The 15379-nt window shown below is 45.3% G+C and carries 18 protein-coding genes; 4 read left to right on the forward strand and 14 right to left on the reverse strand.

The window, feature by feature from the left end; translation table 11 throughout:
- Positions 1-20: 20 nt before the first annotated feature.
- Entirely contained in the window at positions 21-299 is a 279-nt protein-coding gene (locus B2751_RS13745) for a YlaN family protein (protein WP_023468835.1), read from the reverse strand.
- 123 nt (positions 300-422) lie between these two features.
- Here B2751_RS13745 and B2751_RS13750 point away from each other — a divergent pair, with 123 nt between their 5' ends.
- Positions 423-884, forward strand: coding sequence for a hypothetical protein (locus B2751_RS13750; protein ID WP_056062372.1), 462 nt, complete (start codon positions 423-425; stop codon positions 882-884).
- 38 nt (positions 885-922) lie between these two features.
- Here B2751_RS13750 and B2751_RS13755 read toward each other — a convergent pair whose 3' ends face one another.
- Both B2751_RS13755 and B2751_RS13760 read right to left on the reverse strand, forming a co-directional pair.
- Positions 923-2239, reverse strand: coding sequence for a PhoH family protein (locus B2751_RS13755; RefSeq protein ID WP_035406722.1), 1317 nt, complete (start codon positions 2237-2239; stop codon positions 923-925).
- Positions 2240-2279: 40 nt separating this feature from the next.
- Positions 2280-2732, reverse strand: a complete 453-nt coding sequence (locus B2751_RS13760; protein WP_290751608.1) for a hypothetical protein — start codon at positions 2730-2732, stop codon at positions 2280-2282.
- Between the two features lie 117 nt (positions 2733-2849).
- Between B2751_RS13760 and B2751_RS13765 the strand changes: the two genes are divergently transcribed.
- Positions 2850-3053, forward strand: coding sequence for a YlaI family protein (locus B2751_RS13765; RefSeq protein ID WP_035406716.1), 204 nt, complete (start codon positions 2850-2852; stop codon positions 3051-3053).
- A 43-nt stretch (positions 3054-3096) separates the two neighbouring features.
- Here B2751_RS13765 and B2751_RS13770 read toward each other — a convergent pair whose 3' ends face one another.
- The 3 genes from B2751_RS13770 to typA form a co-directional block, all read right to left on the reverse strand.
- Positions 3097-4191: a PQQ-dependent sugar dehydrogenase gene (locus B2751_RS13770; protein WP_290751613.1), complete on the reverse strand. Its 1095-nt coding sequence runs from the start codon at positions 4189-4191 to the stop codon at positions 3097-3099.
- Positions 4192-4313: 122 nt separating this feature from the next.
- Positions 4314-4667, reverse strand: a complete 354-nt coding sequence (locus B2751_RS13775; RefSeq protein ID WP_058264776.1) for a YlaH-like family protein — start codon at positions 4665-4667, stop codon at positions 4314-4316.
- Positions 4668-4693: 26 nt separating this feature from the next.
- On the reverse strand, positions 4694-6541 hold the full coding sequence (typA, locus tag B2751_RS13780; protein ID WP_035406711.1) for a translational GTPase TypA: 1848 nt from the start codon (positions 6539-6541) through the stop codon (positions 4694-4696).
- A gap of 184 nt (positions 6542-6725) precedes the next feature.
- Between typA and B2751_RS13785 the strand changes: the two genes are divergently transcribed.
- Positions 6726-6896: a DUF5325 family protein gene (locus tag B2751_RS13785; RefSeq protein ID WP_162236131.1), complete on the forward strand. Its 171-nt coding sequence runs from the start codon at positions 6726-6728 to the stop codon at positions 6894-6896.
- 40 nt (positions 6897-6936) lie between these two features.
- On the opposite strand, the gene B2751_RS13790 is transcribed toward B2751_RS13785, so the two are convergent.
- From B2751_RS13790 to B2751_RS13800, 3 genes are all read right to left on the reverse strand, one after another.
- The gene (locus tag B2751_RS13790) at positions 6937-7722 is read right to left on the reverse strand and encodes an inositol monophosphatase family protein (RefSeq protein WP_035406708.1); all 786 of its coding nucleotides are present in this window, start codon (positions 7720-7722) and stop codon (positions 6937-6939) included.
- 124 nt (positions 7723-7846) lie between these two features.
- Positions 7847-8035: a hypothetical protein gene (locus tag B2751_RS13795; protein ID WP_023468845.1), complete on the reverse strand. Its 189-nt coding sequence runs from the start codon at positions 8033-8035 to the stop codon at positions 7847-7849.
- Positions 8036-8315: 280 nt separating this feature from the next.
- Complete coding sequence (locus B2751_RS13800) at positions 8316-8591, reverse strand: UPF0223 family protein (protein WP_290775308.1); 276 nt, start codon at positions 8589-8591, stop codon at positions 8316-8318.
- 133 nt (positions 8592-8724) lie between these two features.
- Between B2751_RS13800 and B2751_RS13805 the strand changes: the two genes are divergently transcribed.
- Positions 8725-10212 carry an aminotransferase class I/II-fold pyridoxal phosphate-dependent enzyme gene (locus tag B2751_RS13805; RefSeq protein ID WP_035406702.1) on the forward strand — a complete coding sequence of 496 codons (1488 nt, stop codon included), beginning with the start codon at positions 8725-8727 and terminating at the stop codon, positions 10210-10212.
- A gap of 61 nt (positions 10213-10273) precedes the next feature.
- Here the strand turns inward: B2751_RS13805 and B2751_RS13810 are convergent, their stop codons facing one another.
- The 5 genes from B2751_RS13810 to B2751_RS13830 all read right to left on the reverse strand — a co-directional run.
- Entirely contained in the window at positions 10274-10579 is a 306-nt protein-coding gene (locus B2751_RS13810) for an SAV0927 family protein (RefSeq protein WP_290775310.1), read from the reverse strand.
- A gap of 107 nt (positions 10580-10686) precedes the next feature.
- Positions 10687-12099: a dihydrolipoyl dehydrogenase gene (lpdA, locus tag B2751_RS13815; protein WP_056062389.1), complete on the reverse strand. Its 1413-nt coding sequence runs from the start codon at positions 12097-12099 to the stop codon at positions 10687-10689.
- A gap of 3 nt (positions 12100-12102) precedes the next feature.
- Positions 12103-13389: a dihydrolipoamide acetyltransferase family protein gene (locus B2751_RS13820; protein ID WP_035406694.1), complete on the reverse strand. Its 1287-nt coding sequence runs from the start codon at positions 13387-13389 to the stop codon at positions 12103-12105.
- Between the two features lie 101 nt (positions 13390-13490).
- Positions 13491-14468 carry an alpha-ketoacid dehydrogenase subunit beta gene (locus B2751_RS13825; RefSeq protein WP_035406692.1) on the reverse strand — a complete coding sequence of 326 codons (978 nt, stop codon included), beginning with the start codon at positions 14466-14468 and terminating at the stop codon, positions 13491-13493.
- Between the two features lie 3 nt (positions 14469-14471).
- A partial coding sequence (locus tag B2751_RS13830) for a thiamine pyrophosphate-dependent dehydrogenase E1 component subunit alpha (protein WP_290775312.1) occupies positions 14472-15379 on the reverse strand: 908 nt, incomplete at its 5' end.

Raw genomic sequence — 15379 nt, forward strand, 5'->3', positions numbered from 1 at the left:
TTTCACGTTTGAGTAGAAAATCAGCACGTCTCCGCATCATGTAAATCAGATAATTGCTGTTCAAGTGATTCGAGCAACTGTTTCCCTTCACCCGCATCAATCAGTTCAAGACGTACCGCAAAATCAATCTGACGGGACAATCCGAACATTTGTGTATCCAATACTTCCTCGTAAAGAGGACATTGTGGCATCGTTAAATTCGCAAGCTGGACCTCGATCAACCGGCGGATTTTTTGTGCATCCGCTTCTAGTAGCTCAAGAGCGCGCTGGCGATGAACTGTCTCGATTTCAGTTGACAATCCAATCCCTCCTCATCAAATGACGCGTTCCTGTTATAGCTAAACTTTACCTTACTTTCGCCAACAATTCAACGTTTCGGTATAATGGATTTGTTGGACTTACACATTTAGGGGGTATAACAAATGATTTTTCCGATTAACGGTAAAGTACGGCACCAGTTGACGATTGATCCGACAGTTTGGATCTTTGATGAACGAAAGGTTGCGATCGAGAAGATTGGCCAACCAGCAGATACGAGCGAACAAGAGGCGTACTACGCGAAAATGGGGGCAGCGTGGGATAAAGGCATCATGGAAGGCAGTCGTACGGATCATAATCGTCCGATGACACGCGCTGAAAAAGAAGCCGCGCTTCAAGGGTCATTCGCCATGGCGCTCGCACCGTTCATCCGGAATGCTGAACTCTTACCGGAAGCGACCGCTATTCGTTTCGAAGGTGAAGAAACGGTCGAACTTCCACTTGAGCAACTCGACGAAGTATACCTGCAGTTCTCACAAGACGGCAAAGTGTTAGCAGATGGACCCGTTCACCTGTTGCACGGACAACGGATCGTCAAATCTGTTCACACGGTTACCGTCATATAAGGAAAACGTGGTGCGCCTGAATAGACGCACCACGTTTTTTATAATAAGTCGGCTGCGAGGCGCGCCAGATTCGAGCGTTCCCCTTTGACGAGTTTGACGTGTCCCGTCATTTTCTCATTTTTAAGGCGTTCTACGGCGTAGGATAAACCGTTCGAATATTCATCTAAATACGGGTGATCGATCTGTTGCGGATCACCCACTAACACGATTTTTGAGTTTTCACCGACACGTGTTAAAATCGTCTTGACTTCGTGTTTCGTCAAATTCTGCGCTTCATCGATGATGATGAATTGCCCCGGCATGCTCCGTCCTCGAATATATGTCAACGCTTCCAGTTGAATCGTCTTCATTCCCGCGAGAATGTTACCAAGTTCGTCTCCTGATCCCGTATTAAAGAGATGTTCGAGGTTATCGTAGATCGGTTGCATCCACGGACGAAGCTTTTCCTCCATCTCACCTGGCAAGTAGCCAATATCATTTCCCATCGGCACGACTGGACGAGCAACGACAAGTTTTTTATATTTATGCTCGTCTTCTACTTGCAGGAGCCCCGCAGCGAGTGCAAGTAATGTCTTTCCGGTACCTGCCTTCCCAACGAGTGTAACGAGCGGTACATCGTCTCGAAGTAATAACTCAAACGCCATCCGTTGTTGAACGTTTCGGGGAATAACACCCCAGACTTGATCGACATCGATCGAAAGTGCCCGGATGATCGGCAAATTCTGATCAACGACAGCAATGGCAGAGGCTTTTGACATATTACTTTTTAGAATGATGAATTCATTTGGTTGCACTTTTTCCGGCAATACATCAACTGAAAGTCGTTTATCCTGATAGAAAGCATCGATATATTCCTGATCGACGGTCACTTCGATGAATCCTGTATAAAGACCAGTCAAGTCAGCGATATGATCCGTCATATAGTCCTCAGCGACTAATCCATACGCATCCGCTTTAACGCGGACTAAGATATCTTTTGAGACGAGAATGACATCTCGTGGCGTCGCTTCAGTTTGTTGTTCACGATGAATCGACCATGCGAGCTCGATAATCTTATTATCGTTCGATTCATGGATAAACGGCGAGCCCTCGTAAATGGAGTCACCGATATCGACGCGAAGAATGCCACCGTTACCAAGCGGAACTCCCGCATGAAGCTGACCGGTTTCCCGCAATTGGTCTAAAATGCGAGCTGTTTCTCGTGCGTTGCGCCCCACCTCATCCATGTTGCGTTTTTTTCCATCCAGTTCTTCTAGTACGATCGCTGGTATGACGACATCATGCTCTTGAAACTGAAAGAGAGAAAGTGGATCGTGCAACATGACATTGGTATCAAGTACGTATATTTTTTTCATTCCATCGTTCGCCCCTTTAGAGTCGAGTTTGTGATGAATGTTACGCTTTTAGGATGCGATGAACAAGTTGATCCAACCGTTCAGCTGCCTGTTCATCGTATGTTTTTTCAATGGTCGGTCGTTGTGTGACAGCTGCTCCGTAAAATAAGATGTCACGTACCTCTTCGACGCGCCCCTCATAAAAAGAGAGCGAAAGTGGAAGTGGTTCTTGCGGCGTAAACACCTTGACGTCCGTACACGTTAAGCTGTGTGTCGACTGCTCTGCAAAGAAGATCAAGGTGAAAACCGGATGTTCTCGTAACGTTTTGACGAGATGAGAATCTGCTTCGATCGCAAAACGAACCGTTTGTGAATCCTTCGCATATACCCAACTAATTGCATGTGTGATCGGCCAATGTTTGGATTGATCATGCGTGATCAAAAAAACAAGTGGTAATTGTGATAACGCATCTAGTTGATGTGAGCTGAGATGTTGCTCTACTTTATTTGCCATGACATCACCTCCTCTATGACTTAGTGATGATATTTCGAGATATACTTCTCGATTCCCTTTTTTACATCTGAATAATCTTCTAATATGATATACTAAGAAAAAAAGGGAGGACCCGACATGCGAGTGAAATGTACGATTTGCGATAAGCGTGAGACGATTGATGATTGGTCCTTCACGGCGAAGCGATTACGCAATAAACCAGTTCGTGTCCATCTATGTGATGAGTGTCGATCTCGCGTAGAAGAACGGACACTCGAACGCCATGCCTCTGGACAATTTCATTTATACCCTACTTGGGAAACAAAACGAAAACACTGGTAAATAAAAGGTCTGTGGGAAACTTCCCTGGCAGACCTTTTTTTGTTCACCGCTTGATTCGAACCAATCGATCATCCTCGGTCGACGGAGTCCCTCTACCATCTGTATTGTTCGTAATATAATAAATTGACGTCTTATCAATCCACACATCGCGAATCCGCCCTTGATTTTCGACAATCGTTTTGACCTGTTTCGTCTTTAAATCAATCGCTTGTAATCGTTGACCTACAAGTGTTGCAAAATACAACGTATCATCCGCTTCTGCAATCCCACTTGGTGCAACGGATCGCTCTCCCACTTCGTACCACGGTGTCACGAGTCCCTCTGCTTTCTCTGTTCCTTCAATCGTTGGCCATCCATAATTTTTTTGTTCAATTCGATTAATTTCATCGTGTCCACTTTGTCCGTGCTCACTTGCATACAGTTGGTCATCGACGAAAACAAGCCCTTGTGGATTTCGGTGACCAAGACTATAGACATAGCCTTTTTGATTCCCCTTGAACGGTTTTCCTTCAGGTGTGATGCGTAAAATTTTTCCTGCAAGTGAATCGATGTCTTGCGCCAGTTCAGGATTTGCTGCGTCTCCTGCTGTGACGTAGAGTGCACCTTCTGGACCCCACTCAAGTCGTCCTCCGTTGTGAATCGTCGCTCCCGGAATATCGTCGAGTAACACACGCTCTTCGACCCACTGATGGCCTTCCTCTTTGATTGCAATGACACGATTGGTCGCTTGATTTTGTTTTGCATACGTATGATAGACGTATGCCGTCTTATTGTTCTTAAAATCAGGGTCAAGTACCATACCGAGTAATCCACTTTCTCCTTCAGCAATTACATCTTTCTTCAGTTGCAAGCGCATCCTCTCATAATCACCTTGTTTTCCTTTGACGATTGTTCCTTCGCGCTCTGTAATATAAAAAGTCTCTCCTTCGCGAACGATATTCCATGGGGCGTTTAGCTCTTTAAATACGACTCCTTCCTGCGTTTGTGATGATTGCGTATCTTCTTGATTACCTGAATCCTGTTGATTGTTTTTTTGTGTCTTCTGATTGGTTTCCTTTGTTGACGATTCTTCTGACGTTTGTGTACAGCCGATCAGAATACCCGCTAACAGCAGGGGTATGACATACCTTATTTTCACTGTTTTCTCCCCCCTTTTAGTATCCCTGTTCCCGCTACGCTTTAAATCATGCATCTGAATTAGCACAAAAAAAGAACGAACCTCCGAAGAGATTCGTTCTTTTGATTCATGACATGCTTCCGTCAAGAAGCTGTCCGTTCACGTTCACGCTTGACCATCCACATCCGGAAGCGATAAATACCAAGTACGAAGACCATCGCAAGGAGTACTTCAGGAATCGGCCATGTCCAGAAGACAAGCGTCAATGCTGCCGAGAAGACAGCGAGCAACAGATAGACGATCAGTGATTTCCACCATGCTAGTTCCTTAGCAAATCCTAACTTAAAGACGACAAGCGTCAAGATGACGACGGTGATCATTAAAGGATAAAATCCCGTTTCGATGTTATTCGGATCACTTCCGACACCGAGAAGTTTCGCGATGAACGGAATATCGTATTTCGGAAAATCAGAAGCAACGGCAGCTTGTGCATTCATTGCCAATCCCCCTATTCGTTCAAGACTCAATCTTTACCTAGACGACGACGTTTTTCTTGCTTTTCACGTTCGTTTTTGTTCAAGACTTGTTTACGGAGACGAACCGATTGTGGTGTGATTTCACAGTACTCATCTTCATTCAAGAATGTCAACGACTCTTCAAGTGAGAAGACACGTGGACGTTTAAGAACGTTCGTTGAGTCTTTTGCAGATGCACGCATGTTCGTTAATTGTTTTGCTTTAACGACGTTGACAGCGAGATCGACATCACGGTTACATTCGCCGATGATCATACCTTCGTATACTTCAATACCAGGCTCGATGAAGATCGTTCCGCGGTCTTCAAGAGCTGAGATCGCGTAAGCAGTTGCTTTACCTGTTTCGATTGAGACCATAACACCACTACGACGTCCACCGATATCCGCTTGGATGAACGGACGGTATTCTTCGAACGTGTGGTTCATGATTCCGTATCCGCGTGTAGCAGAAAGGAATTCGTTACGGTAACCGATCAAACCACGTGAAGGAACGATGAATTCCATTTTCGTTTGACCGTTGTCCATTGTTTGCATGTTCGTTAATTCACCTTTACGGAGACCAATCGATTCCATGACAGAACCTGTGTACTCTTCTGGTGTATCGATGACGACGCGTTCGAATGGCTCGACTTTGACACCTTCTTCTTCTTTGATGATAACTTGCGGTTTAGATACTTGGATTTCGTATCCTTCACGGCGCATGTTCTCGATCAAGATCCCGAGGTGAAGCTCCCCACGACCAGAAACGATCCAGCGGTCCGGTGAATCCGTGTTTTCGATACGGAGTGAAACGTCCGTCTCAAGTTCTTTTTCAAGACGCTCTTCGATTTTACGTGAAGTAACAAGATCCCCTTCACGACCAGCGAATGGCGAGTTATTGACGATGAATGTCATTTGAAGCGTTGGCTCATCGATACGTAATAATGGGAGTGGATCAACGTGTGAAGTTGGGCAAACTGTCTCACCGACGTTGATGTCTTCCATACCAGCGATCGCAATCAAGTCTCCTGCTTTTGCAGTTTCGATTTCGACACGTTTTAGACCGAAGTAACCGAACAACTTCGTGACACGGAAGTTCTTCGTTGAACCGTCAAGTTTTGAAAGTGAAACGCTATCGCCAACTTTGATTTCGCCACGGAAGACACGACCAACACCGATCCGTCCGAGGTAGTTATCATAGTCAAGCATCGTAACTTGGAACTGAAGTGGCTCCATTGTGTTATCGACAGGTGCTGGTGTATGCTCAAGAATTAAATCAAGAACGTTCGTGATTGTATCTTCTTGTTTATCTAATTCAGGTTCGAATGAACTTGAGCCGTTGACTGCCGATGCATAAACGACTGGGAATTCGAGTTGATCTTCGTCAGCTCCGAGGTCGATCAAGAGATCCACGACTTCGTCGACGACTTCAAGAGGACGGACCATCGGTTTGTCGATTTTGTTGACGACGACAATTGGTTGAAGTCCTTGCTCGAGTGCTTTTTTCAAAACGAAACGTGTTTGTGGCATACAGCCTTCACGTGCATCGACAACGAGGATGACGCCATCCACCATACGCATGATTCGCTCAACTTCTCCACCGAAATCGGCGTGTCCTGGCGTATCAACGATGTTGATGCGTGTGTTTTTGTAGTCGATTGCAGTGTTTTTCGCAAGAATCGTGATTCCACGTTCCCGCTCGATGTCATTTGAGTCCATTGCGCGTTCTTCGACTTGTTCGTTCGTACGGAACGTACCAGACTGTTTTAAAAGCTCATCGACTAATGTTGTTTTACCATGGTCAACGTGAGCGATGATCGCAACGTTGCGTAAATCATTTCGTACTAATGTTGTCATAGGTGTGTACCTCTTTCTATTCATTTAAATAAATCTTATCATACTTTCGGTCAACTTTAAGAGTATAGCACAGGTAGAGTCCTAATTGGCAATGACTAAGATTCGACATCATCTCGAAAGCCTTTTCATTATTCTTCATTCACGCTACACTGTTAACGTACTCACGGGTAGAGGGGGAAAAAACATGCGTCTACTATTTTTGTTACTTGCCATGCTTGCAGTAGGATCCATGGCAGGCATCGGCATTTTCATCGCGGAACAAAACGTACCGATGACGATCGCCTCTGTCGTCTTGATGATAGTTGCGATGGGTGCCGGATTCGTTTTAAAGGCACGTTTGCGCAAACAAACATGACTGAGAAGGTTCCTTTCGTTTAAAACGAAAGGACCTTTTTTCAATCCTCTTGTGTTTGTACAAACGTCAATACATCTTCAACGAATGTCTGGCTCCCTGCTAATACACTCGTTTGCTCGAGAAACGACATCGGCTCTCCGGTAATCGTCCCGACACGTCCACCAAGCTCTTCAATCAATAATTGACCGGCTGCATAATCCCAAGGCATGTTACGCATCGTGATATATCCATCAACGCGTCCGGCAGCCGTCCATGCGAGTTCAAGGGAAGCTGCACCAATCGCTCGTACACCTACTGCGTGTCGCACGAGCGGAGCAAGACGATCCGTGTTAATTCGACGGTTCGGCGTCACCCAGGTAGCATTCATACAGATGATCGCTTCCTTAACGCTCCGTTCTGTCAGTTGAGGTAACCGAATACCGTTTTGATAAGCCCCTTGTCCTTTGATGACATGAAATAGCTCGTCAGCCATGACATCATAAACAAATCCGTACCGTAATTCCCCTTCCATCATGATCGCAATTGAGATGGCGAACATTCGCTTTTGACGGATGAAGTTCATCGTTCCGTCGATCGGATCAACGAACCAAATCGTACCTTCGAGTGTATCGGGTCGAGCGATGCGCCCCTCTTCACCATAAATATGATGATCCGGATAGCGATCTAGAATACCTTTAATCAATAAATCCTCGACGGCTTGATCAATCTCCGTCACTAAATCACTTTTTCCGGTTTTCTGTTCAATGTGATACGACACATCAATCTTTTCGCGAATGTATTTCCCTGCTCGCTTGATCAAGTCTATCGCATCCAACTCGATTTGCATCTTCCTTCACTCCTTCATCATCGTTTCCAGCTTCTTCTATAGTAACAAAAAAAGAAAACCAGCGAACGATTCGCTGGTTGAAGTAGTGATATTTTATTATAAGGTAGAGAAAAGGACGTTGAAATCAAGCTTCAAGACGTACCATCTCTTGACGATATTTTTCGAGGCGCTCTTTACTTGCACCAACAGCTTCTGCGTCACTTGCCACCATCGCATCATGTAATGTAGCAAGCTCATAGTCGATTTCGAGACGCAATACAGGAATGCGTTTTTCTGCATCTTTTCTCTTGTATGCTTCTATCACTTGTTTCACAGTAACCACACTCCTTCGCGGGATAAACAGAAGTTTAATTTGTCAGACAATTGCGACTTATCAGTGGATTGAATCAATAATAGTACGATTCAACTTAGATGTAAAGCATCTAATTTTAAAAAATACAGTTTCACATATTTGTAAGGATAACGTCTTGTATGTAGTATATAGCCGCTTCCCTTCCACTTTAAACAAATGATGATCATTTTCCGCACATTTCCAGTCCGTATAAAAGATAAGACTCCTATACGATCGCATAGGAGTCTTATCTTTTATGATGTCATTTTTTTTTCATGCGCACGATTGGATCTTCTTGGCGTTTTGCCTGTTGCATCGTCCGATAACTTGAGCAACCTGTCTCTTCCATATAAAACTGATCCCACTGTTTTTCCTCGGATTTCGAGGTGACGATTTGCTTAAATTCCCGATATGCCTCGAGCAAACGTTGTCGTTCTACACCTGATTCATACGCTTGTTCGACTAAATTGAAAAAGTCGATGACTTTCACAATTTCTTCCGTCGACCAATCGGAATTGAGCGGATAATTCAATGCCATCATTCCCACTTCCTTTCTGCACTTTTCTATTTTACACGGAAAAGAAGCATAAAACAGTTGCAACCGCCCGAAAACTTGTTATAGTTAGCTTGTTTGATTGTATTTTTATTCGGTTTTAAGGGGGGGAAATCTGGTGCAAACAAAAAGCTTAACACAGCTCGATACACCTTTATTCGATGCGCTACTCGCGCATGCGAAACGTCAACCAATTCAATTTCATATTCCCGGTCATAAAAATGGTCAAGGAATGGATCCAGCCTTTCGATCGTTCATCGGTCAGAATGCGCTCGATATCGATTTAATCAATATCGCTCCCCTTGATGATCTTCATCATCCAAAGGCAATCATTAAGGAAGCTCATCAATTGGCAGCTCAAGCCTTCCATGCCGACGAAACGTTCTTTTCCGTACAAGGAACGTCAACCGCAATCATGGCAATGATCATGAGCGTCGTCGGACCTGATGATAAAATTCTCGTTCCTCGGAATGTTCATAAATCGGTGATGTCAGCTATCGTTCTTTCTGGTGCGCACCCGATTTTCATTCATCCTGAATTCGATGAGACATTTGGTATCGCACACGGTATCACACCAAGCGCGGTAGAACGTGCCCTTGCACTTCATCCTGATACAAAGGCAGTGCTCGTCATCAACCCGACGTATTTCGGCGTTGCTGGCGACTTGGAGAGCATCGTCAAACTTTCCCATAGTAAGGGTATTCCGGTACTCGTCGACGAAGCACACGGCGTCCATATCGCCTTCCACGAAGATATGCCGTTATCTGCGATGCAAGCAGGAGCTGATCTCGCAGCAACGAGTGTCCATAAACTCGGTGGATCACTCACTGGAAGCTCTGTTTTAAACGTTCGCCGGGGTCTTGTCTCTCCGGATAAGGTCCAAGCGGTACTCTCGATGTTGACGACGACTTCAACATCCTATCTACTGCTTGCTTCTCTTGACTGCGCACGGCGCCATCTTGCAATCAACGGTGAAGCGATGAATCGTCGGGCACTCGAACTCGCGACACGGATGCGTTTCGGATTAGCGAAGCTTCCTTATCTCGCCGTTTTCGGCGAATCCGATCTTCATTCAAGTGCGACGTTCGCTTTTGATCCAACGAAAGTGCTCGTTTCCGTTAAGGGACTTGGTATCTCTGGTCACCTTGTCGAAGAGTTTTTGCGTGAAGAACATCGGATCGAAGTTGAACTTTCTGATTTAAATAATATCCTTGTCATCATCACTTCTGGTGACTCGGAAGAGACAATCGATGCATTCCTACATGCGATGTCTTTACTTGTTGCACGCTATCAGAATAATGGCGCTGAAACGACTGATCACTCAATCGTCCTTCCAGACATTCCAGCGCTCGCTCTCAGCCCACGTGATGCTTTCTATGAAGAAACAGAGACAATTCCGTTAGTCGATGCGGTCGGACGGATTTCAGCTGAATTCATGATGGTGTATCCTCCTGGTATTCCCATCTTTATTCCTGGCGAAATGATCACGGCAGACAATCTTGCCTATATTAAAGAAAACATTGAAGCTGGTCTTCCGGTTCAAGGTCTTGAGGATCATTCGCTCGAGACGATCAAAGTCATTCAGCAATCGAATGCAATTCGGTGAAGACAAAACAAGGCAGTAATCCTTACTAGATGAGGATTACTGCTTTTTTAATTGGATCGTTTCATTCTGCATATTCATCGTTTGGCGAACAAGGAATGAATGCCGCTAATGCTTCACCAATTAATGCAACATCCTCATGCTCAATTGCAAAAGTACGAGCTAAAACTTCTCCATTTAACACATCCTGTTGATCAAATAACGCTGACTGACCACCAGTTAAACTAACGACGAGTACTTTCCCAAAAAATTGTCCTGTACAGATGACAGCGAAATCATAGCGAGCGAATGCGGTCGTCCAGCCTACAAAGCGAACCTTATCCATCTCTGATACGTAATACAGCTCCTCTAAGGCAGTCACGGATTCCATATGCGTCCACCCTCTCCATTTTTTATTCTTTTCCTTTTTTGAATCAAGACAAAACAAAAAAAACACCTCATACACGGTCGGCTCCCCGTGCATGAGGTGTTTCGGAATTATTTAATGATATGGATCGGGCTACCGATTGCAACTTCAGCAGTTTCCATTGCGATTTCACCAAGTGATGGGTGCGCGTGGATTGTGAGTGCGATATCTTCAGCTGTCATACCAGACTCGATTGCGAGTCCCATTTCAGCGATCATATCAGAAGCGCCTGTACCAGCGATTTGCGCGCCGATCAAGAGACCATCTGATTTACGAGTAATCATTTTCAAGAAGCCGTCTGGCTCGTTGAGTGCAAGTGCACGACCATTCGCAGCGTAAGGGAATTTAGACGCGACATAGTCGAGTCCTTCTTCTTTCGCTTGTGCTTCCGTGTAACCGACTGTAGCGAGTTCTGGGTCTGTGAAGACGACCGCTGGAATCGCGCTGTAGTCGAGGTATGCAGGGTGTCCTGCAGCTGCTTCAGCAGCGATTTTAGCTTCGAATGAAGCTTTGTGCGCAAGTGGTGGTCCTGGAACGATATCACCGATTGCGTAAATGTTTTCGTTTGAAGTACGGCACTGATCGTCGATTTCAACAAGACCACGGTCGCTGACTTTGACTTCTGCCATTTCAAGACCAAGATCACTTGTGTTAGGACGACGACCAACAGTGACGAGGACGTAGTCCGCTTCAACTGTTTGTGCTTCACCGTTGACTTCGAATGTTACTTTAACACCATCTTCTGACTCTTCCACACTTTGTGCAAGTGCTTCGTTGTGGATCGTGATGTTACCTTTTTGTTTGAGCTTTTTCTTGACGACTTGTGTCATAGCAGGCTCGAAACCAGAAAGGATGTCTTTTGTTCCTTCAAGAATGACGACTTCTGTATCGAAGTTCGCATACGCTGTACCAAGCTCCATCCCGATGTATCCGCCACCGATGACGATGAGTTTTTTCGGGATTTCAGGAAGGTTCAATGCGCCTGTTGAAGAAAGAACGCGTTTTGACCATTTGAAAGCTGGAAGTTCGATTGGAGTCGAACCAGTCGCGATGATACATTTCTTGAATTTGTAAGGAGTCGAAGAATCTTCGTTGATGATACGAACTGTATCTTCTGATTGGAAGTAAGCTTCCCCAACGACAGTCTCGACTTTGTTGCCTTTAAGAAGACCACTAACGCCGCCAGTCAATTTGTTGACGACAGATTGTTTCCAAGATTGAACTTTCGAGAAATCGACAGTTGCATTCTCAGAAGTGATCCCCATATCGCTTGAACCTTTAGCGTGCTGGAAGTTATGTCCTGCAGTGATCAAGGCTTTTGATGGGATACATCCTACGTTTAAGCAGACACCGCCGACGTTTTCACGTTCAACGATTGTTACTTTCATACCAAGTTGCGCGCCGCGGATTGCAGCAACGTAACCACCAGGGCCAGCCCCGATTACGAGTAAATCTGTTTCTTGTGCGAATTCACCTACTACCATTGCTTATCCCTCCATGATGAGAAGTTGTGGGTCGTTCAATAGGCGTTTAACTAAGTTAAGCGCGTTTTGTGCAGTTGCACCATCGATGAGACGGTGGTCGAAGCTGAATGAAAGTGCAAGAACTGGTGCAGCAACGATTTCGCCGTTTTTGACGACCGCTTTTTCAGCGATACGACCGATACCGAGGATTGCAACTTCTGGGTGGTTGATGACTGGTGTGAACCATTGACCGCCAGCAGAACCGATGTTAGTGATCGTGATTGATCCGCCTTTCATCTCGTCTCCAGAAAGTTTTCCGTCACGTGCTTTACCAGCAAGGTCATTGATGTTGTCAGCAAGTGCGAAGATCGATTTACGATCTGCATCTTTGACGACTGGTACGACAAGACCGTTGTCTGTATCAGCAGCAATACCGATGTTGAAGTAGTTTTTGTAGACGATTTCTTCGTTTACATCGTCGATTGATGCGTTGATTGCCGGGTATTTTTTAGCAGCAGCAGTCAATGCTTTTACGACGAACGGAAGGTAAGTCAATTTCGTACCTTGAGCAGCCGCAACTTCTTTGAAGTTTTTACGGAGTGCAACGAGGTTCGTAACGTCCACTTCGTCCATGAGTGTTACGTGTGGAGCTGTATGTTTCGAATTAACCATTGCTTTCGAAATCGCTTTACGGATTCCTTTGATTTTCTCGCGTGTTTCAAGTTCAGGTTGAGCAGCAACGTATGGCTTCACTTCTGTTTTTGGTGCAGAAGCAGCTGGTGCTTTTTCTTCAGTTGCTGGTGCATCAGAAGTTTGTCCACCGTTTGCGAATGCATCGATGTCTTCTTTAACGACACGACCGTTGTCTCCAGAACCTTGGACTTCACGGATGTCGACACCTTTTTCACGTGCATATTTACGGACAGATGGCATCGCGATGACGCGTTCTGATTTATGGATTTGAACCTCGTTTGGTTTGTCTTCCACTTTTTGATCCGTATCTTGAACGTCTTTCGCATTTTCTTCAGCTTTTGGTTGCTCTGCTTCTTCAGAAGGAGCAGAACCTTCGCCTTCGACTTCGAAAGTGATGAGGACGTCGCCAACGACAGCTACGACACCTTCGTCAACTTTTACTTCTTTAACAGTACCATCAACTGGCGATGGAATTTCAACGACTGCTTTATCGTTTTGTACTTCAAGAAGAACATCATCTTCTTTGACAGTGTCGCCCGCTTTTACGAACCACTTTACGATTTCACCTTCATGAATACCCTCACCGATATCCGGCAATTTGAATTCAAATAAACCCATTTGAATATGCCTCCTTTTAGTTCACTCTTCTAGTCGATTGTTATCTGTAAAAACGGAAGCAAGGAGAGAATGTACCCCTCTCCTTATTTTCCGAAATGCTCTTAGAAATTGTAGACAGTCTTGACTTTCTCGACAATATCTTTGTGATCCGGGATCCAGACGTCTTCACCTTGTGCGAATGGGAAGATCGTATCTGGAGCAGCAACACGAAGAATCGGTGCTTCGAGGTCAAGGATTGCACGTTCTTGGATTTCAGTTGCAACCATTGCAGCGATACCCGCTTGTTTTTGTGCTTCTTGAACGACGACGACACGGTTTGTTTTCTTGACAGAAGCAAGAATCGTATCGATATCGATCGGGCTGATCGTCATCAAGTCGATGATTTCGACGCTGATGTTTTCTTTTTCGAGCTCTTCTGCTGCTTTAAGTGAAGCGTGCACCATCGCACCGTAAGTGACGATTGTTACATCTGTACCTTCACGTTTTACATCAGCTTTTCCGAGTTCGATCGTGTAATCGCCCTCTGGCACTTCACCGCGGAATGAACGGTAGAGTTTCATGTGCTCGAGGAATACGACTGGGTCGTTATCACGGATTGACGCGATCAAGAGACCTTTTGCATCGTATGGTGTTGAAGGAATGACAACTTTAAGTCCTGGTGACTGAGCCATGAGTCCTTCGAGGTTATCTGCGTGAAGTTCCGGTGTTTTAACACCGCCACCGAATGGTGAACGGATTGTTACAGGTGCATTGTATGTGCCACCTGAACGGTAACGGAGACGCGCGAGTTGTGCTGCAACTGAATCGAATACTTCGAATACGAATCCGAAGAATTGGATTTCCATGATTGGACGGAATCCTGTCAGACTGAATCCGACAGCAAGACCACCAATACCTGATTCCGCAAGTGGTGTATCGAAGACACGGTCTTCGCCGAGCTCATCTTGAAGACCTTCTGTCGCACGGAATACCCCACCGTTTTTACCGACGTCTTCACCGAACAAGAGAACTTGTTCGTCGCGTTTCATCTCGACGCGCATTGCGTCAGTGATCGCTTGGATCATCGTCATTTGTGCCATGGGTTATTTCGACTCCTTTGCTGTATACTCATCAAGCTGCTCTTGCAGGTTTAGTGGAAGCTTTTCAGCCATCACGTTGATGAAATCTGTAACTTTTTGTTTTGGTTCTTTGTCAGCTTGTGCAAGTGCTTCCTTAACGTCAGCTTTAGCTTGCTCGATGACTTCGTTCTCTTTATCTTCGTTCCAAAGACCTTTTGCTTCCATGAAAGCACGGAAACGGACGAGTGGATCTTGTGCTTGATACTCATCATCCATGTCTTTTGTACGGTAACGTGTTGGATCATCACCAGCGAGTGTGTGTGGTCCATAACGGTAAGTCAATGTTTCAATCAATGTCGGAACACCGTTAAGTGCTTCTACGCGTGCTTGTTTCGTAGCTGCGTATACAGCAAGAACGTCCATACCGTCGACTTGGATACCATTGATACCAGCAGCAACAGCTTTTTGAGCGATTGTTTTCGCCATAGATTGTTTTTCGACAGGTGTCGAGATTGCGAAACGGTTGTTTTGAACGACGAAGATTGCAGGTGCTTTGAAAGCTCCAGCGAAGTTCATACCTTCATAGAAGTCCCCTTGTGANNAACCACCATCACCTGTGTAAGTGATCGCTACTTGTTCTTTACCGCTTTTCTTAAGACCGAGAGCAACACCAGCCGCTTGAACGATCTGCGCACCGATGATGATTTGTGGCATTAAGACGTTAACACCTTCAGGAATCTGACCACCTGTGATGTGACCGCGTGAGAACAAGAATGCTTTGTAAAGTGGGAAGCCATGGAAGACCATTTGTGGAATATCACGGTATCCAGGAAGAATCCAGTCATCTTTATCCAAAGCGAATTGCGTACCGATCATTGACGCTTCTTGTCCAGCTACTGGAGCGTAGAAACCAAGACGTCCTTGACGGTTAA

Source organism: Exiguobacterium sp. UBA6282 (assembly GCF_002440475.1).
Classification (GTDB): Bacteria; Bacillota; Bacilli; order Exiguobacteriales; family Exiguobacteriaceae; genus Exiguobacterium_A.

Excerpts from the sequence above, each read along its gene's own strand:
- lpdA (WP_056062389.1), bottom strand. The coding sequence starts at position 12,099 with ATGGTAGTAGGTGAATTCGCACAAGAAACAGATTTACTCGTAATCGGG.
- typA (WP_035406711.1), bottom strand. The coding sequence starts at position 6,541 with ATGACAACATTAGTACGAAATGATTTACGCAACGTTGCGATCATCGCT.
- B2751_RS13800 (WP_290775308.1), bottom strand. The coding sequence starts at position 8,591 with ATGGCATTGAATTATCCGCTCAATTCCGATTGGTCGACGGAAGAAATT.
- B2751_RS13755 (WP_035406722.1), bottom strand. The coding sequence starts at position 2,239 with ATGAAAAAAATATACGTACTTGATACCAATGTCATGTTGCACGATCCA.
- B2751_RS13820 (WP_035406694.1), bottom strand. The coding sequence starts at position 13,389 with ATGGGTTTATTTGAATTCAAATTGCCGGATATCGGTGAGGGTATTCAT.
- B2751_RS13785 (WP_162236131.1), top strand. The coding sequence starts at position 6,726 with ATGCGTCTACTATTTTTGTTACTTGCCATGCTTGCAGTAGGATCCATG.
- B2751_RS13765 (WP_035406716.1), top strand. The coding sequence starts at position 2,850 with ATGCGAGTGAAATGTACGATTTGCGATAAGCGTGAGACGATTGATGAT.
- B2751_RS13825 (WP_035406692.1), bottom strand. The coding sequence starts at position 14,468 with ATGGCACAAATGACGATGATCCAAGCGATCACTGACGCAATGCGCGTC.
- B2751_RS13775 (WP_058264776.1), bottom strand. The coding sequence starts at position 4,667 with ATGAATGCACAAGCTGCCGTTGCTTCTGATTTTCCGAAATACGATATT.
- B2751_RS13790 (WP_035406708.1), bottom strand. The coding sequence starts at position 7,722 with ATGCAAATCGAGTTGGATGCGATAGACTTGATCAAGCGAGCAGGGAAA.
- B2751_RS13760 (WP_290751608.1), bottom strand. The coding sequence starts at position 2,732 with ATGGCAAATAAAGTAGAGCAACATCTCAGCTCACATCAACTAGATGCG.
- B2751_RS13810 (WP_290775310.1), bottom strand. The coding sequence starts at position 10,579 with ATGGAATCCGTGACTGCCTTAGAGGAGCTGTATTACGTATCAGAGATG.
- B2751_RS13750 (WP_056062372.1), top strand. The coding sequence starts at position 423 with ATGATTTTTCCGATTAACGGTAAAGTACGGCACCAGTTGACGATTGAT.